The sequence below is a fragment of the Rhodococcus sp. 3258 genome, assembly GCF_031456475.1.
Lineage (GTDB): Bacteria > Actinomycetota > Actinomycetes > Mycobacteriales > Mycobacteriaceae > Rhodococcoides > Rhodococcoides fascians.
Genome location: NZ_JAVDUT010000001.1, coordinates 331,074 through 344,963 on the forward strand (window position 1 = coordinate 331,074; position 13,890 = coordinate 344,963).

Genomic DNA, 13,890 nt, shown 5'->3' on the forward strand with positions numbered 1-13,890 from the left:
ACCGAGTCGGCCGGTCCGAGTCAGACGTCCTCGAGCCGGATGCCTTTGGTCTCCTTCATGTAGAAGCAAGCGACTCCGGTCAGGGCAGCGAGGAACATGATGTACACGCCGAAGACCCAGCCCAGATCCAACCCGAGGAACAGCTGGTTGAGATACGGTGCCGTTCCACCGAACACCGCCACCGAGAACGAGTAGGCGAATCCGATTGCCTGCGTGCGGAGTCGGGTGGGAAAGCTCTCCGACAACGTCGACGACAGAATCGAGGCCGGGACGGCGATGACGAGCAGGGCCACCGTCGACGGCAGCAGCAATGACCACCACTGCGTCGAGATCAGCATCGTCAGCGGGATCTGCAGCACGAACATCAGCACGGCGAATGCCGCCAGCATCGGCCGCCGACCGATCGAATCCGAAAGGCGACCGAAGAACGGTAGCGACACCAGCGCTATCAACTGCGCGACGACGAGCATCCAGTAGGCGGTGTCCGGGTTCATCCCGCGCTGCGTGATGGCGAACGTCGACACGTAGGAGGTCCAGGTGTAGTGCGCCGCCGTGATTCCCGACGTCATTCCGATCATCAACACGATCGCTTTGACGACGGTCTTACGCGCGATCGGTTCTTGTTCGACCTTGTTCTGCTCCGAGTCGAACACCTCGCTCTCGTCCATGTTCTTGCGCAGGTAGAGAGCGAACAGAGCGAGGAGCGCGCCGAGGAGGAAGGGGATGCGCCAACCCCATTGCCCGACAGCAGAATCCGACAGGGTGGAGGTGATGACGCCACCCACTGTGTATGCGAGAGCCGATCCACCGAAGATGGCGACGAACGCGACGCTGCCCCACATGCCACGTCGGTTCGGTGGTGCGATCTCGCCGACGTAGGAATACGCCGTCGCCGACTCGCCGCCGTGCGCGAAACCCTGCATGACGCGTGCGAGCAACAGCAGTACCGAGGCCCAGGCCCCGATCGCACCGTAGGTGGGCATGATGCCGATCAGCAAGCTGCCGGTTGCCATCATCAGCATCGTGGTGACAAGGACGAACTTACGGCCCTTCTTGTCCGCGATTCGTCCGAACACGATGCCGCCGAGGGGCCGCATCAGGAATCCGACGGCGAACACCGCAAGCGTGGACAGCAATGCCGAGACAGGATCGGCCTGGCTGAACATGGCCGCCGCGATGAACGGGGCGAACACTGCGTAGGCACTCCACTCGTACCATTCGAGTACGTTGCCTATCGTGCTGGCGAACAGCGATTTCTTCCGTGAGGAAATATCCGGTGCCGAGCGGGTGTCGTGCGATGATCCGACAGTCATGGAGTGCCACTTTCGATCGAATTATTTTTCACAGGAACAGGTTTGAGTGCTGCACGTCGAATCTTCCCGGTCTGGGTTTTGGGAAGTTCGTCGATGATGTGGATGGATTTCGGACGCTTATACGCGGCCAGTCGTTCACGCGCGAAGGCCATCAGTTGATCCGGCGTCGTGGTGGCGTCGCGCCGGAGTGACACGTACGCCACCACCGATTCCCCTTGATAGTCATCCGGCCTGCCCACCACAGCGGCCTCGAACACCGCTGAATGTTCGTAGAGTGCATCTTCGACCTCTCGGGGCCACACTTTGTATCCCGACACGTTGATCTGGTCCTTGAGCCGGTCGACGAGATACACCCAGCCGTGTTCGTCGATGATCGCCACGTCGCCTGTGCGCAGACGTCCCTCTGGCATCGTCGACTCGGACGCGTCCGGATTGCGCCAGTAGCCCGACACCACCTGCGGACCCGAGATCTCCAGTTCCCCTGCAACTCCCGGGGGTGTCGGCCGGCCCGAAGGATCGAGCGTTCGTAACGTCACGCGCGGAAGAGGCAACCCGACGGACAGTGAACCGCTGGCCGCGTCCACCGGCGCGCGCACGCCGGGTGGCACGGCAATGACTCCCGCCGTGGTTTCGGTCATCCCGTATGCGTTGTGGATGTAGCAACCGAATTGGGACTCGAACGCGGCGACGGTGGCGGGCGGAATCGGTGCGCCTCCGGAATACAACGCCTTCACCGACTCGAAGTGGGCCCTCGTCGCACCCTCGGTTGCGGAGATCGCGTTGAACACCGTGATCGAACCGATGGTGTAGGTGACACGATGCTCGACGACAGCGTCGAGAGTGACTGCCGCGTCGAAACGATGCGCGAACACGAGCATGCAGTCGCGAATCAGGGCCACCGCCGCGTCGAGCATCGCGCCGGTGATGTGAAACAGCGGTGCGACGGCAAACACGACGTCGCCGTCGTCGAGACCGGCCCGTTCCCCGAAATCGAGGGCAGTCGCGAAGGCGTTCGCGTGCGAGATCTGCGCGCCTTTCGGCGGACCCGTGGTTCCTGACGTGTAGGCCAGTAGCGCGAGATCGTCCGGCCTGGGATCGAATTCGGGGAAAGATCGACCACGGTAGCGGTCGATCAGACCCATCAGATCGTCGTCGGGCCGGGGTGTCACGCGTGACGTCGACGCAAAGACTCGTGGGTCGTCGCGTGTCTGCAGGTCCAGTCCGCTGGTGCTCACGAGCAGTCGAATCGAACTGCCGCGCAACGTCGCCCCCACAGAATCGAGATCGTGTTCGTCGCAGACGAGCGCGACAGGTTCTGCATCGTCGATCAAGGTGCGAAGTTCACGGTTGCGGTACATCGGGTTGAGGATCAACGCGACCGCCCCGATCTTCCACAGCGCGAGGAACGTCAAGGCGTACTGCGGAATGTTCTGCAGATAGATGCCGACGCGATCGCCCTGTGACACTCCCCGATCGAACAGTGCGGCGGCAAGTGCATCGGACGCCTCGTCCACCTCGCGCACCGTGAGCACGGCGTCGAAGTACGCCAGCGCCGGCCGGTCCGGGGTGTCGGCGACTCGGCTACGCCAGGCGTCGAGAACAGTTGCAGGCCCGGTCGCGCTGTCGAGGGTCATGAACGGCCCTTCCGCTCGAGCAGACTTTCGGCCCTAACGGACCGACCGAACACTCGTTCGGTCTGCTGTCTCGATAGTGTTGCGGATCACAACTTTGGTGTCAACCCGGTGCGAACGCCCGGCCCAGTTCGCTGCGCCCTCTACGGTGATCGCATGACCTCGATCGGCGACTGGCGAACATACGAGGGCGCGGCACTGTCCCCAGCGCTGGCGTCGGCCTTGCGCATCTTCGTCGAGCAGGGCTACCACGGCACGTCGGTGCGGCAGATCGCCGCGGGTGCCGGCTTGTCGGTTCCCGGTCTGTATCACCACTTTCCGTCGAAGCAGGCCCTCCTGGTCGGCATCATGAATGCGTCGATGGACGAACTGTTGCACCGGACTCGATCGGCCATGGACGGGGCCGGTTCGTCGCCGAAGGACCGATTCGACGCGGTCGTGGAGTCCTTGCTGCTGTTCCATATCCATCGCCGCGATGCCGCGTTCGTGTGCTCCACCGAGATTCGCAGTCTCGAGCCGGCCAACCGCGCCGCCTACATCGCCAAGCGCGACGAAGAGCAACGACTGCTCGACGCCATCGTCACCGACGGAGTCGAGTCCGGGGTCTTCGACACCCCGCACCCCGCGGATGCCGGCCGGGCCGTCACCACGATGTGCATCGGAGTGGCCACCTGGTACCGACCCGATGGCCCGCTGACGCCGGCCGAACTGGTCGAGGTGTACCTCGATATCGCACGCCGAACGGTCGGTGCCGCGACCGGCAGAGGCACTGCACAGAGGACATGAGTTCCTTGACCGGAACCTGCGTGTATGCCAGTCTTCAAGAGACCGAGCGAGTGTTCGGTCGGTATCGACCAGGGAGTGCAGAATGGCCATCGACCTCACCTTCGACGCAGACGTCGAGAAGCTGATCGACCGAACACGTACGTTCACTCGCGAATACGTGCTCCCGATCGAGGATCGGTTTCTGGGCAATATCGCCGACGCAGGCGGCGACGGCCTCCGGGTCGAGATGCAGTCCGCAGCCAAGGAAGCGGGCGTGTTCGCACCGCACGCACCCGTCGAATACGGCGGGCACGGTCTGTCGATGAGCGACCGCGCACCGGTGTTCGAGGAAGCGGGCTACTCCCTGTTCGGCCCCATCGCACTCAATCTCGGTGCACCCGACGAGGGCAACGTCCACATGCTGGCGCACATCGCATCGCCGGCACAGAAGGATCAATTCCTCGCCCCTCTCGCCCGCGGCGATCAACGATCTGCATTCGCGATGACCGAGCCGGCACCGGGTGCCGGCTCCGATCCCTCGGCCCTCACCACTGCGGCCGAACGGACCGACGGCGGATGGAAGATCAACGGACACAAGTGGTTCATCACCGGAGCCGACGGCGCAGGGTTCTTCATCATCATGGCCCGTACATCCGGAAAGCCGGGTGACCGAGGCGGAGCCACGATGTTCCTCGCCCCGGCCGACACACCGGGCATCACGGTCGGCCGTCATATCGGCACCCTGGACAAAGCCATGATCGGCGGGCACTGCGAGGTGTTCTTCGAGAACGTCTTCGTGCCCGACGAGAACGTTCTCGGAGCCGTCGACGAGGGCTTCGCCTACGCCCAGGTGCGATTGGGGCCCGCCCGTATGACCCACGTGATGCGGTGGCTCGGAGCCTCGAGACGGGCGCACGACATCGCCGTCGCCCAGGTGGCCCAGCGCGAAGGGTTCGGCGGCAAGCTCGGCGATCTCGGCATGATCCAGAAGATGGTCGCCGACAACGAGATCGACATCGCCGCATCCCGTGCCCTGTTGATCAAGGCCTGCTTCGAGCTGGATCGCGGCGGCCACGCGAGCAACGAAACCTCCATCGCCAAGACGTTCGCAGCCGAGGCCATCTTTCGCATCGTGGATCGCAGCATCCAGATGTGCGGCGGGCTCGGGGTATCGGACGACCTGCCACTGGCACGGCTTTCGCGCGAAGTACGTCCGTTCCGGGTCTACGACGGCCCGTCGGAAGTGCATCGCTGGGCTATCGCAAAACGAGCGGTCGGGGCAGCGAAGCGCGCCGCACAGGAGCAGTCATGAGCGACCTACCGGGCATGAACCGCGTTGCTCTGGAACGATTCCTGCGTGCCGAGGGCATCGATGTCGACGGTGAGCTGACGGTCGAGATGATCAGCGGCGGTCGCTCCAATCTGACGTACAAGGTGTACGACGACACCTCGACGTGGGTGGTTCGTCGGCCCCCGACCAGCGGCCTGACCCCGTCGGCGCACGACATGGCCAGGGAGTGGGCAGTGACCGACGCGCTCGCGTCCACCGCGGTTCCGGTGGCCGAGACCGTGGCCTTCGACCGAGAAGGTGCCGTACTCGGTGCTCCGATGACGGTGGTCCGTTTCGTTCCCGGGCGCGTCGTGCGAACACGCGAGGATCTGCGCGATCTGACCGACGAGCAGGTCGCCGACAACGCCGCCGAATTGGTGCGAGTGCTCGCCGAGCTGCATGCCGTCGATCCTGCGGCCGTGGGTCTCGAAAAGTTCGGTCGCCCCGACGGTTTCGTTGCTCGACAGGTAGCCACGTGGGCGCGTCAGTGGCAGACGGTGAAGACACGGGAACTACCCGACGTCGACCGACTTCACCGCGCCCTCGAAGCCGCGGTGCCCACCCGATCGGCGGCGTCCATCGTGCACGGCGATTTCCGGGTCGACAACACGATTCTCGATGCCGAGGACGTAAGTTCTGTTGCAGCCGTGGTGGACTGGGAGATGTCCACACTCGGCGATCCGTTGACCGATGTGGCGCTGATGTGCGTGTACCGGCAACCCGTGTTCGATGCCGTTCTCGGTGCCGACGCAGCCTGGACGAGCGACCGCTACCCATCGGCGGCGGATCTGGTGCAGCAGTACGCCGTTCGATCGGGCCGTGAGGTGGACAACTGGGGCTTCTACGTGGCGTTGGCCAACTTCAAGCTCGGTGTGATCGGTGAGGGCATCACCCACCGCGCACTGTCGGGCTCCGATACCGGTGCCGGAGCACGCAACGCCGCCGAAGCAACTGGAGAATTCATCGCGGCCGGCCTCCGAGCATTGTCGGCGGGCTGACCGCAGAAGCTGTTGCTAAGCAGCTTCTCTCATGATGCCGATGTGGCGAACGATTCCGGACAGCGCCGGAAGCTCCTGAGGTGCGGACCAGCCGTTCAGGTCGGCGCTGTCGGAGTAGAAGTACTTCTGGTTCGTGTAGTCGTCGTAGTACAACCGCCAGGTACCGTCGGGCAACTCGACGACGGCGGGCCCTTCCTTCAACGGGCCGAAATCGCGGAAGGTGAGATCCCGAACGTAGGGACCACCCAGAGCGGGCGCGATCCAGTGTTCGATGACCTTGTTGCTCTCACCTTTGGTGAAGGCGTGGTAGGTCGACCCGGCCTTCACCACCGTGGTGTCGATGTGGTCGTTGATGATTCCCACCAACGGAACCGGCGAGCTCCACGTCGTCAGGCCGGGATCGGTCGCCGTCATGAGATACGGCACGAACCCTCCGCCGGCAGACAACGACACGATGATGCTGACGCGGTCGCCCTCGACGAACCACTCCGGTGCCCACGCCTTGGTGGTGAACGGGGACAGAGACGGGAGTTCCGAGGACCCCGCCGAGCCGGTACCCGCCCCGGTCCCGGGCAGCAGCAGGCAGCAGAACGGGATCGGAAGGTTCTGCAAGAATTCCCAATCCACCCGATTTGCGCTGCGCGCAAAGCCGATTTCCGCGCCGCCGCCCGTCGTATATGTCACGTAGTACATACCGTCGGCGGCTCGAAAGATGCTGGAGTCACGAACCACACCGGAGGGCGGCGTGTACGCGGCGGTCTCGACCGTGGTGAAGTCCGTTCCGTTGCTGGACTGGTACACGTCCATGTTGCGATCACTGTCATTACTGAAGGCCACCATGGTGTACGTGACCGCAGGCGCAGCGCTACCCGTCCCTGCTGCGCCCAACAGCAGACCGACGGCGGCGACGAGCGTCATGGGAATTGCGAGGGCGTGCTTGCGCAGGGTCCTGATCACCGCTGAAGTATGGACGACACACGAGCCCCACGAGTAACAACAGTGCACAGTCGTGCCTGTTCGTTACCGAACGCTACGACTGCGCCGAGTATTGCGACACCGGCTTGGCCTGATACATCTCGTGGTCGGCATCGTCGAGAATGTCCAAGGCAGTGCGAGGATCACCACTGCCGACGGTCACACAGCCGATACTGGCGGTCACCGTCAGTTCTCGGTCTGCCGTCGTGATCGGGGTTGCGAGTTCCGCCCGGACGTCGTCCGCCTCCGACCCCACACTGCACGGCACCACCGCCACGAATTCGTCACCGCCGATGCGTCCGACGAATGCGTCGTCCGGCAGAGCCCGCGTCAAGCGCGCGGCCACGATACCGAGTACGGCATCACCGACCGTATGTCCGTGCAGGTCGTTGATGGTCTTGAAGTTGTCGAGATCGATGAACAACACCGCCATGGCATCCTCCCGACTCGATCGGGACAGCTCCTGGTCGAGCCGCGCCAGAATCAGCGGGCGGTTGGGAAGCCCGGTGAGGTCGTCGTGGGTTGCCGCGTGTTCGAGCTTCATGCTCGTCCGATAGGCATCGGTGACGTCGACGAACGTTGCCACTATCGAGGGTGACGGGCCGCCGAAGTTGAGCATGGTCGCGGTCAGAGACAGCCAGAAATGTCGTCCGTCCCGACGGCGTTCGACTCCGATCACCGATTGGCTCGGCTTCCCGGTTCTGCCCGTGACGGCCACGGGGTGTTCGAGTCGCCGAATGGGTTGCTGATCGGTGCCGTACACCCGGAACGGCAGCACAGCGGACTGTCCCGTCGTCGCCGATCCCACCTGGATGTCGAGGATCGTCTTCGCCGCGAGGTTCGCCGACGTGATGCGACCGGCGTGGTCGAGTACGACGACACCTGCCTCCAGCGATTCCACCACGGCGGTGTAATGCTCCTCGGCCCGGCGGACGGCACTCTGGTCGGCGCAGACCAACACCCACCCGTCGGGCATCTGGGCCGCGGAGACCACCATCGCCAACGCCGTCCCGTCCGCGCGCAGATGCGAGTCCCACAGCCGGCCGCCGGCCGCGAGAATGGCCACCGGGTCGCAGGGCACCCCCACTGCATTCGATACGGAGAGGCCGAGCACATCTGCTGCGCGTCGTCCGTAGACCGACTCCGCGGCAGGATTCCAACTGGACACGACCCCGTCGGAGGACACCCCCACGATGGCGTCGCTGACGTGCTCGACCAACGCGGCTTGATAGTGCAGCGCCTTCTGTGCGGCCTTGTGTTCGGTGAGGTCGCGAAGGATGACCTGAAATGCAGGTTCTCCGTTCCACACCGTGCGGACCGAGACCGCCTCCATGGTCAGAGTCGATCCATCGAGGGCGAGTACGTCTGCCTCGGAGGCCGAACTGGCGGTTCCGTGCACGTCCAGGGCGGCGATGCGCTCGAGCATCGGCCCGATCGACGCGGCCGCGATGAAGTCGGTGATCGGACGGCCCACCACCGCACCGAGACTGTCGGCGCGCAGATACCGGAGCCCCGCAGGGTTGACGTAGACAAGGTTGCCTCGCCTGTGGACGACGATCGCGTCGGGCGAGTGTTCGATCAGAACCCGATAACGATCTGCGAGACCGGGCGACCCGGGATCGGCTTCGGGGTCGCCGACGACGTCGCGCTCCCCTGGGGCCATCTGCGGTCCTCGCGTTCGTAGGCGGTCTGTCGACACTCGATTCAACCACTTCTGTGGGCCGAGCCGGAATCTTCTGCACGGTTCGATGCTTATGTCCGTTTTCCGACTGGACCCAGTGCTTGTTTGCGGGGCTAAATCGAGGAACCAGCCGAAAACGGCTCGTACAACTCGAGAAGGAACGGGAATCGATCATGACATCTCACGGCATCGACATCAGTGGGATCGGCGCAGTGTCCGGCTACGGCTGGGGTACGGCCGCATTGTGGACCGGTCTGGCCAGCGGTAAGGCTGCCGCCACCTTGCACCACAACCGGTCACACCCGGGCCGCAACCCGGTGTGGCTTGCGAAAGTGCCCGACGGCGGGCAGATCGACGACGGCACCAGCCGCTTCGGCCGCGCACTGCGCGGCGCCGCACGCGAGGCCATCGACGACGCACTCGCTCGGGGCTGGCGGCCCGGTCGGCGGGTCGGTCTGGTGCATGCGGTCGTCCTGGGCGAAGTGGACGAGTGGCGCAACTTCTATCTGGAGGACGGCGGTGTGCGGCGGGTGCGCGACTACCTGACGCTGATGCCGTCGACCCCGGTATCACTGCTCATGCAGGAGCACGGCTTTCACGGCCCGGCGATGAACGTCTCGGCCATGTGCGCGTCGGGCAATGCCGGCCTTCTCACCGCCAAGATGTGGCTCGATACCGGCTTCGTCGACGACGTCGTCTTCGTCGCCACCGACCTGTCTCTGACGCCGGAGAACATCGACCATTTCGTCGCGCTCGGCGTCGGGGTGGTCGACGTGGAACCTCAGGAGGGCTGCCGACCGTTCCAGGAAGGTAGTCGTGGGTTCGGAATGGGCGAAGCAGCAACAGCTTTCGTACTCACCAACCGTAGCGATGCTGCGTACGCGCGGGTACTGGGCGGTTCGATGACTCACGACGCGTTCCACGCGACGTCCATCGACCCGGCCCTGACACAGGTACGGGACTGCTTCGAAGCCGCCCTGACGGACGCCGGTGCCACGGCGCGCCAGGTGCGCTACCTCAATGCGCACGGGCCAGGCACCGCTCAGTGCGATGCCGCGGAAACGGAGATGCTGGAGACGGTGCTCGGCTCACACGCGCAGGTGTATTCGGTGAAGCCGCTCACCGGGCATTGCCAAGGCGCGGCGTCGGCCGTCGAAACCATCTCTGCCGTCATGGGATTCAATCGCGGACTGGTTCCTGCGGCCCCACAGGTCTCCGACGGACACCCGCAGTTGCTCGACGGATTCACCGCAGCCGAGCCAGGTCTGACGATGAAATCCTCACTGGGAATGGGAGGACACAATTCGGTGGTGGTGCTGGCTCCTGCGTGAGCGACGGTCTGCCGGATGGTTCGCGCGCCCGCACCGTCACGGGCGCGCGAGCCCGTTCAGATCGACACCCCGGCCCCGCAGATTCCGCATTCCTCGAACTCGACGCGTTTCCACCGGGCAACCGGGACGAAGAACAGCGTGAATTGCTGGTACTGCTTCATTCTCGCCCACTGGGTCGTGTTGTGGCACCGCGGGCAGTTTCGCGTTGCGCCAGGGCCGACGTGTTTGCGCTTGCTGCCGAAACCGAAGAGGAGAAACATCGGACCAGCCTAGAGGCACGGGTACCCATGGCGCTCGACTCCGATGCAACCGTGGTTGCCTACAAGGAAGACCCCTACCTGACGCCATCGATCGTCGCTACCCTGCAGTACTCGAGCCCCGAGCCGATTCGAGTACCGCCACCACGGCTCTGGCGCTTCGGATCCAGTCCGAGACCAGACGTCCGGGCACGTTCTGCGGAACCTGCGCGAGCCGAAGTGTCAGTGTGTGTCGACCGGACGGATCGCGGACCGGCAGCACGACCGATCCCACGTTGTACGTGCCGGTGTCGTCGAGCACCTGCGGCCGATAGTCGACCGAGGTGCGGCCGATCTGCGCTCTGATCTCGCGTTCCTGCCGCGGAGTCAGGCGGCCGGACTCGTATTGCTTGGTGGCCTGCCGCATTTCGGTGTACGCGTCCGATCCCGCCGCAGGAAGAAACGAGATCCCGTAACCGTGTTCACGAATGAAATCGAGCCGGTCACGATGTACCTGGGTCCCCTTGTCCGCACCCTTCAGCTTGTCGATCCAGCGGTTCTGATCGGCCTCGGGCAACGCGAAGACGTAGGAGTCACCGATCGGTGGCACGATCGGTATACGTTGAGCCAGAGCGGCATCGCGGTCGACGCCGGGTGCCGTTGCGGACAGCACCGTCGCCATTTCGTCGGCACTGACGGCCGTCAGGACCGACACTTCGCAGCCGATCTCGGCGGCGAGAGCGTCGACCTCGGCGCGCGCAGCATGGGCAGCGTGTATGGCCGGAAGAATTTCGTGGTCCATTCGAGCGAGCAGAGACGTGCACACGAAACTGCCGTAGCCACCCTGGAAAAAGATCAGCGGCGACACCGGGTTCGTGATGGCCATGTCCTGAACCTCGCACAGCACGATCCAGTGATCGCCCGCGTCCACGGTCTTCCAGATCGTAGTGTCCATCCAGCCGATCGCGTCAGTGAGCACCGGACTTCCGTTCGGTGATGCGTACCAATCGATTCCGGCGAATTTGTTCTCCCAGCGCTGCGCGATGGACATCACCTCACGTTCCTGATCGCCGCCGACGATGTTGATGCACAAGGATGAACAATCCTGCATTCGCGCAAAAGTACGCGAAGTCTTCATCGGCATGAACGAGACGAGTGGGGGGTCGAGCGAGACCGAACTGAAGGTGCCGACGACCAACGCGAGCAGCTCCCCTGTCGGATCCGTGCCGGTCACCACCGCGACGCCCGTGGGATAGTGTCCCGTGACTTCTCGAAACGTTCTCTGCGTTTCCTCCGTGGTTACTGTGTGAGGCATGCCGATCTCCTGAGCATTGTCGACGGTGGACCGATTCGGTATTGCACCCAAATTAATTTCCCACCTGTTCTTACTGGTAGGCGGGAAACCTTTAGCCACACCGTCGGACAAGGACGTGCACAGCCCTCAGACCGTTACTCGCCATGCCAGGACGTCACGGACCAGTGTGCCGAGACTTTCGGCCTCCGTCTTGGCCTTGATGCGCGCTCGATGCACATCGACGGTCTTGACGCTGGTACCCAAGCGGCGTGCGATCTGTTGACTGGCCATACCCTCGACCACCAGCCGCAACACCTCTCGCTCGCGCGGCGTCAGAGCATCGAGGCGCCGGTGTACCCGGTCGCGCTCCGCACGCTCGGAGAACACACCGGACGCCAGCCGAAGTTGCTCTTGAACGACCTCGAGCATGCGCTGCGGCTCGTACGGTTTCTCGAGAAAATCGACGGCTCCCGCACGCAGCGCACGTACCGACATCGGAATGTCCCCGTGCGCCGAACAGAAAATGATCGGAGCCGGATAATCGCGTCGGATCAATTCGTCCTGTAGCTCGAATCCGCTCATGCCCGGCATTCTGACGTCGACGATGACCACTCCGGGCTCGGCCGCATCCATTTCCTCGAGAAATGCGGTAGCGGTCGGATAGGTGAGCGCCTCTATTCCGACACTCTGCAGAAGAAACGCAAGTGATTGCCTGAGATCTTCGTCGTCGTCCACCACGTGAACGACGGTGGGCTTCACGGTTTCCATGAGTTCCGAGCCTAGCTGTGGACGGGCCTCGGCACAGCGGAAGCCGCCCACCGATCGGCCGACGGAGTCGACGTGGTCGGTCACAGAACGATCGTGACGGTTTTCGCCTCGGTGTTGGCCAAGATTCCTTCGTATCCGAGCTCACGGCCGAGACCACTGGCTTTGACTCCGCCCCAGGGCAATTGGGGAGCAAGTGGGGACCATCCGTTGACCGCGACGGCTCCCGCCTGCAATGCCGCCGACACGGTGTGGGCCCGCCCCAGATCGGTCGTCCAGAGCGTGGCCGCCAGGCCGTACTGATTGTCGTTGGCCAAAGCGATTGCGTCGATATCGTCGTCGAAGGGAACGACGATGCCCACAGGCCCGAAGATCTCTTCGCGGGCGATGGTCAGATCGTTGGTGCCGGCGAACACCGTCGGACGTACGAAGTGGCCGCGGTCGTTTCCGTCTGCGTCGCCGTCGGTACCACCCGCTACCAGGCGGGCACCCTCGGACTTGCCCTTCTCGATATAGCCGAGCACGCGGTTCTTCTGCTTCGCGTTGATCAACGGGCCCATTGTCGTCGAGGCGTCGAAGGGATTGCCGAGCACCTGCGCTCCGGCGGCCGCACCGAGTCCCTCCACTACCGCGTCGTACACGGAGCGGTGCGCGAAGATACGCGTTCCCGCGGCACACACCTCGCCCGAGTTGGTGAACAGTCCCATTGCGGCACCGCCCACTGCCGATTCGAGATCGGCGTCGCCGAAGATGATCTGCGGCGATTTGCCTCCCAGCTCCAGCGTGGTGCGCTTGAAGTCCGCAGCGGAGTTCACGAGTATTCGACGGCCGACGGCGGTGGATCCGGTGAACGACACCTTGGCTACGCCGGGGTGTGTCGTGAGCGCCTCGCCGGTAAGCGAACCGATACCCGGAAGAACCTGCACGACGCCTGCTGGGAATCCGGCCTCCTCGATCAAACGCGCGAGATGCAGGATCGACAACGACGCGTCCTCGGCCGGCTTGACGATCACCGTGTTACCCGTGGCCAGCGCCGGTGCCAATTTCCATCCGAGGATCATCAGTGGGGCGTTCCACGGAATGATCGTGGCGATGACCCCGATTGGTTCGCGGCGGGTGTAGGCAAACGTGGGACGGCCCATGTAGCCGTCGTTCGGCAGGGTCTCGCCGTTGATCTTGTCTGCCCATCCCGCGTAGTAGCGAAGCGAGGCAACAAGATTGGGGATGAACATCATCTTGCCGAGGAAGAACAGTCCACCCATGTCGAGCGACTCGAGGCGGGCCAGTAGCTCGGCGTCACGTTCGACCAAGTCGGCCAGCTTGTTCAACAGCTGCCCTTTGTGCGATGGCGGCACCGCGGCCCAGCTTCCGGTCGACGCGGACTGCGCTGCGCGGACTGCACGATCGACGTCTGCGGCGTCCGCCGAGGCGATGTCGGCGAGCTTCTCACCGGTCGCAGGATCGAAAGTCTCGAATGTACCGGCGCCGCCGCTGCTCCAGCCCCCGTCGATGAAAAGATCGGTGGTGAAATTCGATACTGCGGTCATGGCCGCCTCCTGTGCTGGTCGAAG

The 13,890-nt window shown here is 63.9% G+C and carries 12 protein-coding genes; 4 read left to right on the forward strand and 8 right to left on the reverse strand.

The features are described from left to right. Window positions 1-20 precede the first annotated feature (20 nt). Window positions 21-1,313 carry an MFS transporter gene (locus J2X62_RS01475; protein ID WP_027496175.1) on the reverse strand — a complete coding sequence of 431 codons (1,293 nt, stop codon included), beginning with the start codon at window positions 1,311-1,313 and terminating at the stop codon, window positions 21-23. Further along, window positions 1,310-2,947, reverse strand: a complete 1,638-nt coding sequence (locus J2X62_RS01480; RefSeq protein ID WP_310176635.1) for an AMP-binding protein — start codon at window positions 2,945-2,947, stop codon at window positions 1,310-1,312. The genes J2X62_RS01475 and J2X62_RS01480 overlap by 4 nt, the downstream gene beginning before the upstream one ends. A gap of 153 nt (window positions 2,948-3,100) precedes the next feature. Between J2X62_RS01480 and J2X62_RS01485 the strand changes: the two genes are divergently transcribed. From J2X62_RS01485 to J2X62_RS01495, 3 genes are all read left to right on the forward strand, one after another. Further along, window positions 3,101-3,730 (forward strand): TetR/AcrR family transcriptional regulator, encoded by a 630-nt coding sequence (locus J2X62_RS01485; protein WP_032364803.1) that lies wholly within the window; start codon window positions 3,101-3,103, stop codon window positions 3,728-3,730. An 82-nt stretch (window positions 3,731-3,812) separates the two neighbouring features. Further along, window positions 3,813-5,021, forward strand: coding sequence for an acyl-CoA dehydrogenase family protein (locus tag J2X62_RS01490; protein ID WP_027496173.1), 1,209 nt, complete (start codon window positions 3,813-3,815; stop codon window positions 5,019-5,021). Then, window positions 5,018-6,037: a phosphotransferase family protein gene (locus tag J2X62_RS01495; protein ID WP_310176640.1), complete on the forward strand. Its 1,020-nt coding sequence runs from the start codon at window positions 5,018-5,020 to the stop codon at window positions 6,035-6,037. The genes J2X62_RS01490 and J2X62_RS01495 overlap by 4 nt, the downstream gene beginning before the upstream one ends. 15 nt (window positions 6,038-6,052) lie before the next feature. Here J2X62_RS01495 and J2X62_RS01500 read toward each other — a convergent pair whose 3' ends face one another. Then, window positions 6,053-6,955: an arabinofuranosidase gene (locus J2X62_RS01500; RefSeq protein ID WP_032364802.1), complete on the reverse strand. Its 903-nt coding sequence runs from the start codon at window positions 6,953-6,955 to the stop codon at window positions 6,053-6,055. Window positions 6,956-7,067: 112 nt separating this feature from the next. Further along, complete coding sequence (locus J2X62_RS01505) at window positions 7,068-8,675, reverse strand: diguanylate cyclase domain-containing protein (protein WP_057473892.1); 1,608 nt, start codon at window positions 8,673-8,675, stop codon at window positions 7,068-7,070. Window positions 8,676-8,866: 191 nt separating this feature from the next. Between J2X62_RS01505 and J2X62_RS01510 the strand changes: the two genes are divergently transcribed. Next, on the forward strand, window positions 8,867-10,024 hold the full coding sequence (locus tag J2X62_RS01510; protein ID WP_310176646.1) for a beta-ketoacyl synthase N-terminal-like domain-containing protein: 1,158 nt from the start codon (window positions 8,867-8,869) through the stop codon (window positions 10,022-10,024). 56 nt (window positions 10,025-10,080) lie between these two features. On the opposite strand, the gene J2X62_RS01515 is transcribed toward J2X62_RS01510, so the two are convergent. The 4 genes from J2X62_RS01515 to J2X62_RS01530 form a co-directional block, all read right to left on the reverse strand. Then, window positions 10,081-10,284 carry a zinc-ribbon domain-containing protein gene (locus J2X62_RS01515; protein ID WP_027496168.1) on the reverse strand — a complete coding sequence of 68 codons (204 nt, stop codon included), beginning with the start codon at window positions 10,282-10,284 and terminating at the stop codon, window positions 10,081-10,083. A 97-nt stretch (window positions 10,285-10,381) separates the two neighbouring features. After that, on the reverse strand, window positions 10,382-11,575 hold the full coding sequence (locus J2X62_RS01520; protein WP_310176651.1) for a flavin reductase family protein: 1,194 nt from the start codon (window positions 11,573-11,575) through the stop codon (window positions 10,382-10,384). Between the two features lie 126 nt (window positions 11,576-11,701). Further along, window positions 11,702-12,322 (reverse strand): response regulator transcription factor, encoded by a 621-nt coding sequence (locus J2X62_RS01525; protein WP_032385764.1) that lies wholly within the window; start codon window positions 12,320-12,322, stop codon window positions 11,702-11,704. A gap of 80 nt (window positions 12,323-12,402) precedes the next feature. Further along, on the reverse strand, window positions 12,403-13,866 hold the full coding sequence (locus J2X62_RS01530; protein ID WP_310176655.1) for an aldehyde dehydrogenase family protein: 1,464 nt from the start codon (window positions 13,864-13,866) through the stop codon (window positions 12,403-12,405). Window positions 13,867-13,890 lie beyond the last annotated feature (24 nt).